Source organism: Robertmurraya beringensis (assembly GCF_042433785.1).
Classification (GTDB): Bacteria; Bacillota; Bacilli; order Bacillales; family Cytobacillaceae; genus Robertmurraya_A; species Robertmurraya_A beringensis.
The window spans coordinates 142,798-157,851 of sequence record NZ_JBHLUU010000015.1 but is presented as its reverse complement, the minus strand read 5'-3'; the positions used below and the strand labels follow the sequence as shown (position 1 = coordinate 157,851).

Sequence of the window (15,054 nt, the reverse complement as noted above, 5' to 3'; positions counted from 1 at the left end):
GGTGTGAAAAGAAGGTATAATCCTTATACATTGCCACCATGGTTGAGGACTGTGAGAAGAGTATGCAGACAATTCATTCTCCCTTTTTGTATCTTTCAAGGAATTCGAACCATCTTTCTTCCAACAACATTTGATGTTTTGTTTCTAGCCATACTCATTGCTCTTGCTATTGCTTTTCACTTTGAATTTATATAGGGAGCCCATTAGCTTTGGGCTCCCTCGTTACTTTGAGCTGCGGCTGCCGCTGCAGCTTGTTTTTTTTGTCTTTCAATTTCCTCTATACGTGTAACGACGTACTCAGAATTTTTTAATAACCAAAATTGCTTCTGTAGTCTTTGAACAAACTTTCTTTCATTTCTTTCTTTTGACTTATAATACTCTTCCACTACCCTTAATACGGGACCGGGATGGGCAAAATAACTTAGTAATAGAAGTATTTCGTCATCTTTTAATGGAAAGTACTTTAAATACACATATAACCAGTCTATGCAGTCATCACAATGTTTTGGGAATGTATTTAACAGTCTTGATAAGAAAGGTAATATATCATGAATGGCCGCTCCTTCTCTACTGTCTTCGAGGTTAGTAAAATATCCATATCCTCTATCATCATAAAGAAAATGCTCAGAGGAGATCTTTCCATGAACCACGACCGCCCTGGCTTTTGTTTCTTCCTTTGTTTGCTCAAACCATTCTTTTAGCTTGTTTTTGGAATAAGCAAGCGCTAGCCGAATGTTATTATAATACAAGCAAAATAAAAGTTCGGTAGGGGACATATATTGTTTCCCCTCACACGCCTCAACATATCCTTCAATAAATTCCGTTTCTTTTTCCCAAAGCGAAGAAATGGTACTATAATGTTCTTCTTTTTCTTTAGGATCAATAGTCACTTCGTGAAGGGACAATGTATGAAGCCTTGCTAGCTCCCGAAAAAGCTGTTGATTTCTTTCATTTCTGTTTTCTTTCTCTTCATTTGGCAACCAAGGCATCAGGTAATATAATTCTTGATTATGCAAAACCGCATAGCGCCCATCAACCGTTGGATAAACAGGAACAATACGATTGTAGCCTTTCTGATATAAGTATTGGATATGGCGAATAAAATCCGTTCCATGTTTAGGAGATATCTTTTTTAAAGCAAAAATTCCTTTATCACTATAAATACGAAAAATTTTCCCAAATCGCTCAATAAAGTGTGGCTTAACTCCATAATTTTTTAACACCGGCTCCATTTGCTGCAAATAATTAATATTCGACAAGGAGGCTCAACCCTTCCATAAAAACAACAAGGGCAGGAGTATTCACCTGCCCAATGGTTGTTCTTCTATTTATGGGCAATAGGAATAGGTATATAAAGAACTTGCCCTTCGTATATATCTTGATTTAACTCAAGATGGTTTACCTTAAGTAATTGTTGTACAGGTACTTCGTAACGTGACGCTAATTGTTCGATCGTTTCTCCGCTTTGGACGATGGCTACACGAAGTTTTGTTAAATCTTCCGTCTCCTCTTTTCGAGCAAAAAACTCAGTTAAAGACATTCCCTTTTTTGAAGACTTCTTTTTCTTTACCTTAGGCTGAGGTGGTGAAGAAGAAGATTCTTCTTCCACTTCTGGTTGGGTTTCTACTTGTGGCTGTATCTCGGCTTCTGGAACAGGCTGAAGCTCAACCTCTGGTGCCTCTTCCACCACTTCTTCAACAACCTCTTGGGGTGCTTCACTTCGAGCTGCTGAAAAAGTAATTTCAGGTTCCTTTGCTTCGTTTACAGGAAGTTGTGGAGCTTCAAATAATTCAGTTGACTTATTTATAGAAACCACTTTTTCCTCTGTATCATCCGCTGATTTTCTCGCTTCCACAGCGAAAGGTTCATACTCATGATCTAATATGATTGGTTCCTCTTGTTCTTCTGTACGATGCTCATGTGACCATTCAATATGGTCTTCTATCTCATCAACTGTTGCTTCTCGGTTTGCAACCTCAAGTTGAAATTCTTCCACTTCTGGTTGGGTTTCTACTTGTGGCTGTAGCTCGGCTTCTGGAACAGGCTGAAGCTCAACCTCTGGTGCCTCTTCCACCACTTCTTCAACAACCTGTTGGGGTGCTTCACTTCGAGCTGCTGAAAAAGTAATTTCAGGTTCCTTTGCTTCGTTTACAGGAAGTTGTGGAGCTTCAAATAATTCAGTTGACTTATTTATAGAAACCACTTTTTCCTCTGTATCATCCGCTGATTTTCTCGCTTCCACAGCGAAAGGTTCATACTCATGATCTAATATGATTGGTTCCTCTTGTTCTTCTGTACGTTGCTCATGTGACCATTCAATATGGTCTTCTATCTCATCAACTGTTGCTTCTCGGTTTGCAACCTCAAGTTGAAATTCTTCCACTTCTGGTTGGGTTTCTACTTGTGGCTGTATCTCGGCTTCTGGAACAGGCTGAAGCTCAACCTCTGCNACAGGAAGTTGTGGAGCTTCAAATAATTCAGTTGACTTATTTATAGAAACCACTTTTTCCTCTGTATCATCCGCTGATTTTCTCGCTTCCACAGCGAAAGGTTCATACTCATGATCTAATATGATTGGTTCCTCTTGTTCTTCTGTACGTTGCTCATGTGACCATTCAATATGGTCTTCTATCTCATCAACTGTTGCTTCTCGGTTTGCAACCTCAAGTTGAAATTCTTCCACTTCTGTTTCTTCATGTGCAGGTTTATGCTGCTGATCTCCATAAAGACCTGTTATTGTTAAATCGGCAGTTAATTTCATACAGCTTCTTTCTTGAAAAAGATAATCAAAGCTTTCCACTTCTACATAGATGTCATTTATGCTTTGAATACGGTTATTAGGAATGGTTATATCTACTGGAAAACGATGTGAGAACTCATAGAGTCCCTCTTCCCTCTCCTCCACATGATGAACAAACTTCGGAGCAGTAAACAAATCCTCCTCCTCACTAGAACCATCATTGTAACGTTGATATTCACCTGTTAATTCTAATGCACCTTGAATGGTGACATATTGTTCGTTTTCATGAATCGTAATATTTGGAGCAAGCGAAATAGAAACTAACTCCTCTACTTCCTGTCCCTTTTGAAACCACACCGATTCTTCCAATGAAAATCGTAAACACGACTCGTTACCTTGAGACAAAGCGACTCCTCCTTTCATTTCCTATACGTTTAATCACTATGTCATTATCACTCTATGAACTAGTGAATATTTTTATGAATAAAAGTAATCGCAAAGAGCGTGTTTACATAAAAAAGAGACTCATTTGAGTCTCTTTTTAAAATAATCATTTTAGCTTTGAAAAGGCAATGTCGATTGCTTGAATCGTTTTTTCAATATCTTTGTTACTGTGTGCTGTGGATAGGAACATTCCTTCAAATTGGGAAGGTGGTAAGAAAACACCCTGATTCGCCATTTCTTGGTAATAAGAAGCAAAATAATCAAGATTTGAAGTTTTGGCTTGTTCGTAGTTTGTAACCGCTTCGTTAGTAAAGAAAAATCCGACCATCGATCCAACTCGGTTGATGGTGTGGGGAATACCATGTTTTTGTGCCGCTGCTTTTATTCCTTCTTCAAGCAGTGCTGCTTTACGCGCAAACTCCTCATAATGTTCAGGTGTAAGTTGGCTAAGTGTTTCTAATCCTGCAGTCATGGCAAGAGGATTTCCAGAAAGTGTTCCAGCCTGGTAGATTGGGCCACTTGGTGCAATTTGCTCCATGATTTCTGCCCTTCCTCCATAAGCTCCAACAGGTAGCCCACCACCGATAACTTTTCCAAGACATGTTAAATCAGGAGTGATGCCAAAATACCCTTGTGCACAGTTGTAACCCACCCTAAAACCAGTCATTACTTCATCAAATATCAAAAGTGCTCCATATTGCGTAGTAATATCTCTAAGCCCCTCTAAAAATCCAGGTTGTGGTAAAACCACCCCCATATTTCCTGCAACAGGTTCTACTATGATTCCAGCAATATCATCCCCAAATTGCTCAAACGCATAGCGAACACTTTCCAAATCATTATAAGGAACTGTAATGGTATTTTTTGCGACCCCTTCTGGAACCCCAGGGCTATCAGGAAGACCCAAAGTTGCCACACCGGATCCTGCTTTAATTAATAAAGAATCACCGTGACCATGGTAACAACCTTCAAATTTTAAGATTTTATTTCTCCCCGTATATCCACGAGCTAGGCGCAATGCACTCATGGTAGCTTCCGTTCCTGAGGAAACCATACGAACGATTTCAATAGACGGCACTCTTTCTTTCACTAAATTTGCTAATTTCGTTTCAATTAAACTAGGAGCACCGAAGCTTGTACCAAGTTCTGCGACCTTTTTAATCGCTTCAACAACACGATCATTTGCATGCCCCAAGATTAATGGTCCCCAAGACAACACATAGTCAATATATTCGTTTCCATCTATATCATAAATTTTAGAGCCTTTTCCTCTCTCCATAAAAATAGGATCCATTTTAACGGATTTAAACGCACGAACAGGACTGTTTACTCCACCAGGCATGAGTGTTTTTGCTTCAGCGAAAGCTTCAATAGATTTAGAATAAGAGCGCATAAGTATCCCTCGTTTCATCAAGTATTATTTTTCTTTTAACCATCTTGCTGCATCTTTGGCATGATAAGTGATAATAAGGTCCGCACCTGCTCTTTTCATACCTGTTAGCATTTCCATTACAATATTTTTTTCATCAATCCACCCGTTTTGAGCCGCAGCTTTAACCATGGAATACTCCCCACTCACATTATAAACCACAACAGGCAAGTGAAAATTGTTTTTTATATCACGTACAATATCCAAGTATGGCATTCCAGGCTTCACAATAAGGAAGTCTGCTCCTTCCTGAACATCTGAATTTGCTTCTCTTAAGCCTTCCATTCGATTGGCTGGATCCATTTGATACGTTTTACGGTCCCCAAATTGAGGTGTGCTCTCAGCCGCTTCACGAAATGGTCCATAAAAAGAAGAAGCATATTTCACAGCATATGACATAATAGGTATATCCTCAAACCCTGCCTCATCTAATCCTGCTCTTATGGCCGCAACAAATCCATCCATCATATTTGAAGGAGCTATAATATCTGCTCCTGCTTTTGCTTGGCTAACTGCGGTATCAGCTAATAATTTTAGTGATGGATCATTTAATACTTTCCCACCCTCGATCACTCCACAGTGGCCATGACTAGTATATTCACATAAGCAGGTGTCCGCAATAACAACGATATGAGGATACTGTTCTTTAATCACTCTAGTCGCTTCTTGTACAATTCCATGATCATGGAATGCACCCGTACCGCACTCATCTTTTTCATTTGGGATTCCAAATAAAAGGACGCTTGGAATCCCAAGTGCTGCTACTTCATCCATTTCAATTTTCAATTGATCTAATGATAGTTGAAAAACCCCTGGCATAGATTGAATGGCATTTTTTATATTTTCACCTTCTACTACAAAAATTGGATATACCAAATCTTCAAGGTGTAAGTGGTTTTCGCGAACCATTGTGCGTAATGTTGCAGAAGATCGTAAACGACGGTGACGAGAAAATGATTGATTCATTTGTTCTCCCTCTTTCTTATTAGTTTCATAACACTTTGTAACATCTGATCAATTGTGTATGTATCTGGCATGGCATCTACACGTAACCCAAAAGCATTAGCCCGTTGAAGAGTAACAGGTCCAATACAAATGATCAAACAATGATCAATAGTTGATAATAAATTCATTTCATTCACTACAGCCATAAAATGATCCACTGTTGAAGGGCTAGTAAAACTTATGATATCTAACTTCTTTTCTGTTAGCGCCTTCACCAACGCGTCCCGACTACTGTCTGGAAAAAACGTTTCGTATATAACTAGTTCATCCACATGGGCTCCCTTTTTTTCAAGGTTGGTAGAAATAAGTTCTCTAGCTAAATTCCCTTTAGGAATGAAAACGGTCGTTCCTTCACTAATATAAGGGGAGAATTCTTCAACAAATGCTTCAGCCACATATTCTTTGGGCTTAAAATCAACTGTTACCCCTTTTCTCACTAAGGCTTCCTCTGTTTTTTCACCGATAACAGCAATCTTTATATTGTTGAGAACGGTCGGGTTAATATCAAAGGTAAAGAATGTTTCAACTGTCACATTACTAGTAAAAATAATCCAATCATATTTATGTAGTTTTTTATCCAGGAGGATAGGCAGACTGGTTGAAGCAACGGGTCGAAAGGAAATAAGAGGGATTTCCACTGGAATCCCCCCGTATTTCTTGACTAAATCTGAAAATGGTTTGGCATGCTTTTTTCCTCTAGGAATAAGAACCTTCATTCCGTTGAGAGAGTACTCATCACTCATTCACTATCAAGCTCCACTTTCACCGCGTCAATTAGTGCCTTTCCTCCGTTTGCAATCAGCATGTCTGCCACTTGCAGTCCTAACTTTTCAGGATCTTGTCCACTTGCTGATTCCTTTATTATGGTTTTCCCATCTGGAGTTGCTACCAGCCCTGTAAGCGAGATATCACCGTTTTCTTCAACTTTTGCATAACCAGCAATCGGGACCTGACAGCCGCCTTCCATCTTTTGGAGAAAAACTCTCTCAGCTGTCACTGCTTGTTTGGTCTTCATGCAAGTAAAACGAGATAATAAGTTAAGTAGCTGTTCATCACTTTCTCGGCATTCTATCGATAATGCACCTTGACCAACTGCTGGGATACATATTTCATCATCAATAAACTCTGATACTACCTCGCTAGCCCAACCCATTCTGGATAGTCCCGCAGCGGCTAGTATGATCGCGTCATATTCTCCCGCTTCTAATTTAGCTAGTCTAGTATCAATATTTCCTCGTATCCACTTTATTTCAAGGTCTGGTCTAATCGCAAGCAGCTGTGCACTACGACGAAGACTGCTCGTGCCAACAACAGAACCTGATTTTAATTCGTTAATTGGAATGTGATTTTTAGAAATTAACGCATCTCGATGATCCTCTCGAAATGGAATACAACCAATCACTAGACCTTCCGGCAGAACAGCTGGCATGTCTTTCATACTATGTACTGCCATATCTATTTCCTCATCGAGCATTGCCTGCTCAATTTCCTTTACAAATAGACCTTTCCCACCAACTTTAGACAGTGTTACATCAAGGATTTTATCCCCCTTCGTAACAATCTCTTTCACCTCAAATTCAAAGGACGGATCTAATTTCTTCAACTGGTCAATCACCCAGTTTGTTTGTGTAAGTGCAAGCTTACTTCGTCTAGAGCCAACTATTATTTTCCGCATGTAAACCTCCTATGTATGTATCCTCAAGTGTACCAAAAGTGGAAGGATGATAAGTTGCCTATTAAAAAGAAATTGATTAAAACAATTAAGAATGAAGCAATATTCCAAAGAGCCAATGACCTTCCGTACAGCTCCTTGCTAACACGTAAGTATAAATAAATGCTATATGCAATCAGGACACCAAATGAACCAATGACCTTTGCATCTAACCAAAACATCTCAGGAATTTTTAAGTATGCCCATTGAATTCCTAATATCACTGCTAGCATTAGCATAGGCACACCAATGACATTTAAAACATATGACATATGCTCAAGCTTAGATAAATCAGTAATTCTTAACAGTCTAGCTCCCCACTTCTTTTTCTTTAGTAAGTTGTACTGAATCAAATAAAGAAAAGAGAAGACAAAAGAAAGGGAAAAAGCTCCATAAGAAAGAATGGCAAGTGTTATATGAATCAATAAAAGCTCTGAGATGAGTTGCTCGGCCATCACATGAGATTCAAATTGTACAGGTGCAAATGTATGGATAGCTAGAATAATAAACCCCAATACATTTGTAAAAAACACAATGAAATCCACACGTAGTAACCGATTGATTCCTAGTGACAATGTAATTAGCACCCATGCATAAAAGTAGAGCCCTTCAAATATAGTAAGCACCGGGAAACGACCGGTTTTTAACATATACAAAAATAAAAACATTGTTTGAAGTAACCACACAAATGCAAGTAACCAGAAGGCAACACGATTTGCCTTCCGGTTATGGTGTAAGAAATCAATAAAATATAAGAGCACGCAGAAAGCATACAGGACAACGGTCAGCTCATGCAGCCTCGTCATATAGTAGTCAAACATTCGCTTCTCCTCGTTTATGATTGAAAGGAAGGCTGTTGGTTTGTTAAAACCACTCGATTTGGTTCCGCTTCTCTCAGAACTTGTTGCTCTTTTACAAGTTCATCAATATTAAAAATTTTCACAAACAAATCTAACGCTTGTTCTGAATCTTTTCGAGCGGCTAATTCCTTTGCTTGAAGGATTGGATCTTTTAGCATTTGATTTATAATACTTTTCGTATGTTTATTTAATACTTTAAAATCACGGTCAGACAGATGAGGAAGCTTTCGTTCTAAGCTCTCCATTGTCCCGGACTGAATTGTAAGTGCCTTTTCACGTAGAGCAGAAATAATAGGGACAACTCCAAGTAAATTTAGCCATTGTTTAAAGTCAACAATTTCTTTTTCAATCATCATCATTATTTGTGCAGCTGCACGTTTTCGTTCTTGAAGGTTCGCTTCAACGATTCCCTCCAAATCATCTATATCATATAAGAAGACACTCTCAAGCTCAGCTAATGCTGGGTCCAAATCACGTGGAACCGCAATATCAACCATGAATAAAGGCTTTCCTTTACGCAGCTTTTCTACTTGAGTCATCATATCTTTTGTAATAACAAATTCCTTTGCACCGGTTGAACTTATCAATATATCTGCATCGATTAAAGAACACTGAAGCTCTTCTAGTGTTTTAGCTTCACCTTCGAAACGATCAGCTAAATTCTGAGCCTTTTCATACGTGCGATTAATAACCGTTACCTTACTAGCTCCATTTGCATGTAGATGTTGTATGGCGAGTTCCCCCATCTTACCTGCACCAAGAATTAACACATTCTTTTTATTTAAGGAACCAAAGATTTTCTTCGCTAATTCTACCGCTGCATAACTTACCGAAACCGCATTCGCACCAATATCAGTCTCTGAATGTGCTTTTTTAGCTAAGGTTACTGCTTGTTTAAAAAGCTGGTTAAAAACTGTACCAACGGTTGCATGTTCTTGAGCTAATAAAAAGCTTGTACGAACTTGACCAAGGATTTGTGTCTCACCTAATACCATTGAGTTCAATCCGCAAGTTACACTAAATAAGTGTTCCATTGCACCGTCATGTTCGTATATAAATAAGTATGGTGAAAATTCGCTTTGCTCAATTGAAAACCATTCTGAAAGAAATTCTTTTATATAATATCTGCCTGTGTGTAGTTGATCAACAACCGCATAGATTTCTGTTCGGTTACAAGTAGAGACAATTACATTCTCTAACACACTCTTTTTTTCTTTAAGAGCGTTCATTGCTTCCCCTAACTGCGAAGGGTTAAATGTCAAACGCTCACGAATTTCAACAGGGGCAGTTTTATAATTAAGACCGATCACTAATATATGCATACAGAAATACACCCCCCAGAATATTTGCATGTTTGCTAGTAGTAATTATAACATGTTCCATTTTTATAGAAGAAAATGAATTATGACCATATTTGTATAAAATGTGAACAAAATCTAATCATCTGTGATGCAAATATGCTATTATAATTAATTGGTAAACCTTACTTGCTCGTCATAATATGACAAGCCTCCATATGTACAGTAACAAAAATTAGAATGATTATCAAGTAATCCTTACTGGAAGTGGTGCTAATGAAAAATCAACGAATCTTTCCTGGAATCATCCTTATTGGTTTTGGTGTTTATTTCTTTTTACAACAGGCGAACATCGCTCTTTTTCAACAGTTTTACACATGGCCAACTCTGCTAGTAATCGTTGGCGTTTCCTTTCTCTCTCAAGGGTATGGGGCGAAGGATTATGAAGCTATTCTGCCTGGTGTCATTCTTACCGGATTTGGTCTTCATTTCCATATCATTAACCATTTTCAACTATGGCCAAATCATATTGGAACATTTATCCTAATTATTGCGCTTGGATTCTTATTACGTTACCAGAAGGTGCGTTCAGGACTTTTTCAAGGAATATTATTTCTTGTCCTCGCATTATTGCTTCTATTTTACGATAAAATTACCGCATGGCTAGGTATCCTTGAGAATACAGTTACAATCGCTTGGAAGTCTTGGCCAGTTGTGTTGGTGATCATTGGCTTTTACCTACTTTTTATCAGAAAAAAATAAACGAACAACTAAAAGAACCGTCAGACACTTTTGTGCTGACGGTTTCTTTTACATATAACTCGCAATGGTTGCCCACGCTTTATCTTTTCCTTCTCCTGTTTCAGAAGAAAACTGAATAATCGTATCATGCGGGTGTAATTCGAGCTTTTCTTTTGTTATTTTCAAATGCTGTGCTCTTTTTGTTTTAGAAATTTTATCAGCCTTTGTGGCAATGACAATACATGGAATTTCATAATGCTTTAAGAAATCATACATCATGATATCATCTGCCGTTGGAGGGTGACGTAAATCAACAATTAATAGCACAGCCTTTAGCTGCTCTCTCGTCGTTAAATACGTTTCAAGCATTTTCCCCCATGCTTCCCGTTCCTTTTTAGAAACCTTTGCATAACCATATCCTGGTACATCGACAAAATGAAGGACTTCATTAACGATATAAAAGTTCAGCGTTTGTGTTTTACCAGGCTTGGAAGAAATTCTTGCTAATCCTTTACGATTGAGCATTTTGTTAATAAATGATGATTTGCCTACATTGGAGCGACCAGCTAAGGCAAATTCAGGAATTGGTTCAACCGGGTACTGATCAGGCTTTACCGCACTTATGACAATTTCTGAGCTTGTTACTTTCATCTATTGGCACCGCCAGTCAAAGCATGCTCTAACACTTGGTCCAGATGTGAAACGAGAACAAACTGTAGGTCTTCACGAACACTCTCAGGAATATCATCGATATCCCTTTCATTATCCTTTGGACAAATGATTTTAGTTAATCCCGCTCGATGGGCACTTAAAGATTTCTCTTTTAGGCCACCGATTGGTAATACTCGTCCACGTAACGTGATTTCACCAGTCATACCCACTTCTTTACGAATGGCACGCCCTGTCAGAGCTGAGACCAATGCCGTTGCCATGGTAATTCCTGCTGATGGCCCATCCTTCGGAACCGCCCCTTCTGGGACATGAATATGGATATCATTTTTTTCATGAAAATCAGGGTCAATTCCAAGCTCATTTGCTTTTGAACGAATATAACTAAATGCTGCTTGAGCGGATTCCTTCATAACATCGCCAAGCTTCCCTGTTAGGATGAGCTTTCCTTTTCCCGGAGACAAGGACACTTCAATTTGAAGGGTATCTCCACCAACCGTTGTATAAGCAAGACCAGTAGCTACGCCCACTTGATCCTCAAGTTCTGCTTGACCATAGCGGAAAGTTGGCTTTCCTAAAAATTCGTCCACATTTTTTTCAGAAACGATGACTTTTTTCTTTTCACCTGAAACAATAATCTTAGCTGTTTTTCGGCAAATAGTCGCTAACTGACGTTCTAGACTTCTTACACCCGCTTCTCTAGTGTAATAACGGACGACTTTTTGAATTCCATCTTCTCTAATTTGCAACTGAGCTTTTGTTAAGCCATGCTCCTTGGTTTGTTTTGGAAGCAAGTGATCCTTTGCGATATGAATCTTCTCAAGCTCTGTATACCCAGCAATCGTAATAATTTCCATCCGATCTCTAAGCGGACCAGGAATGGTTGCCAAATTATTTGCAGTAGCTATAAACATTACTTTAGACAGGTCATATGTTTCTTCGATATAGTGATCACTGAAGTTATGATTCTGTTCCGGATCTAGTACTTCAAGCATGGCCGCAGATGGATCACCACGGAAATCACTTGACATCTTATCGATTTCATCGAGTAGGAAGACAGGGTTGATTGTTCCTGCTTTTTTCATCCCTTGGATGATTCTACCAGGCATTGCCCCTACATACGTACGTCTGTGACCTCTAATTTCAGACTCATCTCTTACTCCACCTAGAGAAATTCTCACAAAATTTCTATTTAATGATGTCGCAATCGATCGGGCTAAGCTAGTTTTCCCAACTCCTGGAGGTCCTGCTAAACAAAGAATAGGTCCTTTTAATGAGTTCGTCATTTGCTGAACAGCTAAGTACTCGAGAACCCTTTCCTTCACCTTCTCGAGGCCGTAGTGGTCATTATTTAATATTTTTTCCGCTTTATGAATATCTAAGTCATCTTCCGTTGCCTTCGACCAAGGAATAGCTAAAAGCCATTCAATATAGTTTCGAATAACGGCACTTTCTGCAGAACTTGAGGGAACTTTTTCATACCTTTCTAGTTCCTTCATAGCAGTATTTTTTACATGCTCTGGCATGCCAGCTTGTTCGATTTTTTCAGTAAGATCGCTTACTTCTCCTGTCTTACCTTCTTTATCACCTAGCTCTTTTTGAATGGCCTTCATTTGTTCACGCAAGTAATATTCCTTTTGCGTACGCTCCATAGATTTTTTCACTCTTTGGCCAATTTTTTTCTCTAGGTTTAATACTTCTTTTTCATTGTGTATGATGTCTACAATCTTCTGAATTCTTTCCTTCACATCGATTGTTTCTAGAATCTCCTGCTTTTCCTTTAGCTTTAAAGGAAGATGTGAGGAAATGATGTCAGCCATTCTACCCGGTTCCTCAATATCCGTGACAGTTGAGAAAGTTTCTGCCGAGATTTTCTTAGACATCTTTATGTACTGCTCAAAATAATCAAGCATCGTCCGCATTAATGCTTGTGATTCCGCATCCTTTTCAACTGGATCCTCATATGTTTTTATTTCAACAGAATAGTGATCGTCTTCATCAAAAAATGAAACAATCTCCGCTCGCTTTAAACCTTCAACGAGTACTCGTATCGTACCGTTTGGAAGCTTGAGCATTTGCTTGACCTTTGTAAGTGTTCCCATCTTATACAAGTCATCCTCAAGTGGTTCGTCAATTGATACCTCTTTCTGTGTTGTTAAAAAGATTAAACTGTCATCTACCATTGCCTTCTCGAGAGCTTGTACTGATTTTTCTCTTCCGACATCCAAGTGTAAAACCATTGTCGGATAAACAAGTAAACCTCGAAGTGGCAGGAGGGGGACAATGATTTCTGTCTTTTTCGCCATTACCTTGCACCTCCAAATGCTTTCTTTCCCTCTTAATAAAGGAATTCTTTGTACAATTCTATCGTATTTAACCGGTAGTGTCTATTTACAAGCAAATATGCTATTTATTACGAAATCGTTAGCTTCCAACAAAAAACTCCGGCTCCTCAAAATGCAAACCGAAGTTCTATTTTCATTCTACTTAAATACTTTCTTTTTTTGAAATTTGCACGGATGCTGTGATGACATCTTCATTTGCATAATCCTTTAATAACGCATGTTCGAACACCTCTGACAAATGACTGACCGGGATAATCTCAATATCCTTAATTTCATAAAGCATCGATTGGATATTCTCTTTAGGAATAATCACTTTACTAGCTCCAGCCTTTTTCGCCGCTTTCACTTTTGGATATACTCCTCCAATTGGCTTTACATTTCCATGAATACTAATTTCTCCTGTCATTGCAACCGTGTGGTCAATAGGGTGCTTGTAGATAGCAGAGTAAATACCTGTTGCCATCGCAATCCCTGCAGAAGGTCCATCAATCGGAACTCCACCCGGAAAGTTAACGTGAATATCAAATTCATCAGCCGGAACTCCCATCGAACGAAGTACAGTTATAACATTCTCAATCGAACCTTTTGCCATACTTTTTCTTCTTATCGATTTTCCTTGACCACCAATGCTTTCTTCTTCAACTATGCCTGTTATATTTATGGAACCTTTTTCTTTTGTCGGAATAACCGTCACTTCAATTTCAAGCAATGCTCCAGAATTCGGTCCATAAACGGCTAATCCATTTACAAGTCCAATGGTAGAAGAAGACATAATTTTCTGTTCCATTCTTGGTGTTAACTGACTAGATTGAATAACCCACTCAATGTCTTCATCCTTTATAAAATCTCTATCTTCGGTGATGGCAAGACCGGCAGCTATCTGTATCAAATTTACTGCTTCTCGACCATTTCTAGCATAAGATGATAATATATCTATTCCTTTTTCACCAATTTTCAACTTCACTTTTTCTGCAGCCTTTTCTCCAATCGAAGAGATTTCTTCTCTGCTCAACTCCCTGAAGAACACCTCCATACATCTAGAGCGAATCGCTGGAGGTATCTCACTTGGTGTTCTCGTTGTAGCACCTATTAAACGAAAATCTGCTGGTAATCCATTTTTAAATATATCATGAATATGTGTTGGTATTTGTGTATTTTCCTCGCTATAATAAGCGCTCTCTAAAAATACTTTACGATCCTCTAGAACTTTTAAAAGCTTGTTCATTTGAATCGAATGAAGTTCTCCGATTTCATCAATAAATAATACACCACCATGTGCATTTGTCACTGCACCTTGCTTTGGTTGAGGAATTCCTGCTTGTCCCATTGCTCCTGCACCTTGATAGATAGGGTCATGGACAGATCCGATAAGAGGATCTGCAATCCCTCGCTCATCAAACCTAGCAGTGGTTGCATCTAACTCAATAAACACAGAAGAAGATTGGAATGGTGATTTGGCATTTTTCTTTGCTTCTTCTAACACTAGTCGAGCTGCAGCCGTTTTTCCTACTCCAGGTGGTCCATAAATGATCACATGTTGAGGATTCGGACCACATAGTGCCGCTTTTAACGATTTGATTCCATCTTCCTGACCTACAATATCATCAAAAGTACTCGGTCTCACTCGCTCTGAGAGTGGCTCGGTTAATGAAATAGATCTCATTTTTCTTAATTGGTCCATTTCTTTTTTTGATTCCCTATCAATGGACACCTTTTGTGTCCGTTGACTTCTTAATAAATTCCAAAAATAGAGTCCAATAACGATGCCAAAAAACAACTGAATAAATAAGGCAATTCCCGTCCAACTCATAG

13 protein-coding genes are annotated in these 15,054 nt (G+C 38.7%); 2 read left to right on the top strand and 11 right to left on the bottom strand.

Annotated elements, in window-relative coordinates; genetic code table 11:
- Positions 1–3: 3 nt before the first annotated feature.
- Positions 4–195: a YszA family small membrane protein gene (locus ACFFHF_RS03060; protein WP_377057586.1), complete on the top strand. Its 192-nt coding sequence runs from the start codon at positions 4–6 to the stop codon at positions 193–195.
- A gap of 8 nt (positions 196–203) precedes the next feature.
- Here ACFFHF_RS03060 and ysxE read toward each other — a convergent pair whose 3' ends face one another.
- The 8 genes from ysxE to hemA form a co-directional block, all read right to left on the bottom strand.
- Positions 204–1,259, bottom strand: coding sequence for a spore coat protein YsxE (ysxE, locus tag ACFFHF_RS03055; RefSeq protein ID WP_160549792.1), 1,056 nt, complete (start codon positions 1,257–1,259; stop codon positions 204–206).
- Between the two features lie 65 nt (positions 1,260–1,324).
- Positions 1,325–3,163, bottom strand: a complete 1,839-nt coding sequence (gene spoVID, locus ACFFHF_RS03050; RefSeq protein ID WP_446694994.1) for a stage VI sporulation protein D — start codon at positions 3,161–3,163, stop codon at positions 1,325–1,327.
- Positions 3,164–3,290: 127 nt separating this feature from the next.
- The gene (hemL, locus tag ACFFHF_RS03045; RefSeq protein WP_160546712.1) at positions 3,291–4,577 is read right to left on the bottom strand and encodes a glutamate-1-semialdehyde 2,1-aminomutase; all 1,287 of its coding nucleotides are present in this window, start codon (positions 4,575–4,577) and stop codon (positions 3,291–3,293) included.
- Positions 4,578–4,601: 24 nt separating this feature from the next.
- Positions 4,602–5,579, bottom strand: a complete 978-nt coding sequence (gene hemB, locus ACFFHF_RS03040; protein WP_160546711.1) for a porphobilinogen synthase — start codon at positions 5,577–5,579, stop codon at positions 4,602–4,604.
- Positions 5,576–6,361 carry a uroporphyrinogen-III synthase gene (locus ACFFHF_RS03035; RefSeq protein ID WP_160546710.1) on the bottom strand — a complete coding sequence of 262 codons (786 nt, stop codon included), beginning with the start codon at positions 6,359–6,361 and terminating at the stop codon, positions 5,576–5,578. The genes hemB and ACFFHF_RS03035 overlap by 4 nt, the downstream gene beginning before the upstream one ends.
- Positions 6,358–7,293 carry a hydroxymethylbilane synthase gene (gene hemC / locus ACFFHF_RS03030; RefSeq protein ID WP_160546709.1) on the bottom strand — a complete coding sequence of 312 codons (936 nt, stop codon included), beginning with the start codon at positions 7,291–7,293 and terminating at the stop codon, positions 6,358–6,360. Before hemC ends, ACFFHF_RS03035 begins: the two co-directional genes overlap by 4 nt.
- Before the next feature lie 23 nt (positions 7,294–7,316).
- Positions 7,317–8,150, bottom strand: a complete 834-nt coding sequence (locus ACFFHF_RS03025; protein WP_119709290.1) for a cytochrome C assembly family protein — start codon at positions 8,148–8,150, stop codon at positions 7,317–7,319.
- Positions 8,151–8,164: 14 nt separating this feature from the next.
- Positions 8,165–9,511: a glutamyl-tRNA reductase gene (hemA, locus tag ACFFHF_RS03020; RefSeq protein WP_160546708.1), complete on the bottom strand. Its 1,347-nt coding sequence runs from the start codon at positions 9,509–9,511 to the stop codon at positions 8,165–8,167.
- A 252-nt stretch (positions 9,512–9,763) separates the two neighbouring features.
- Between hemA and ACFFHF_RS03015 the strand changes: the two genes are divergently transcribed.
- Positions 9,764–10,249: a LiaI-LiaF-like domain-containing protein gene (locus ACFFHF_RS03015; RefSeq protein WP_160546707.1), complete on the top strand. Its 486-nt coding sequence runs from the start codon at positions 9,764–9,766 to the stop codon at positions 10,247–10,249.
- Between the two features lie 48 nt (positions 10,250–10,297).
- Here ACFFHF_RS03015 and yihA read toward each other — a convergent pair whose 3' ends face one another.
- The 3 genes from yihA to lonB form a co-directional block, all read right to left on the bottom strand.
- Positions 10,298–10,879 (bottom strand): ribosome biogenesis GTP-binding protein YihA/YsxC, encoded by a 582-nt coding sequence (gene yihA, locus ACFFHF_RS03010; RefSeq protein WP_160546706.1) that lies wholly within the window; start codon positions 10,877–10,879, stop codon positions 10,298–10,300.
- Positions 10,876–13,203, bottom strand: coding sequence for an endopeptidase La (lon, locus tag ACFFHF_RS03005; protein ID WP_160546705.1), 2,328 nt, complete (start codon positions 13,201–13,203; stop codon positions 10,876–10,878). Before lon ends, yihA begins: the two co-directional genes overlap by 4 nt.
- 181 nt (positions 13,204–13,384) lie before the next feature.
- Entirely contained in the window at positions 13,385–15,052 is a 1,668-nt protein-coding gene (lonB, locus tag ACFFHF_RS03000; protein WP_340904788.1) for an ATP-dependent protease LonB, read from the bottom strand.
- Positions 15,053–15,054: the final 2 nt, after the last annotated feature.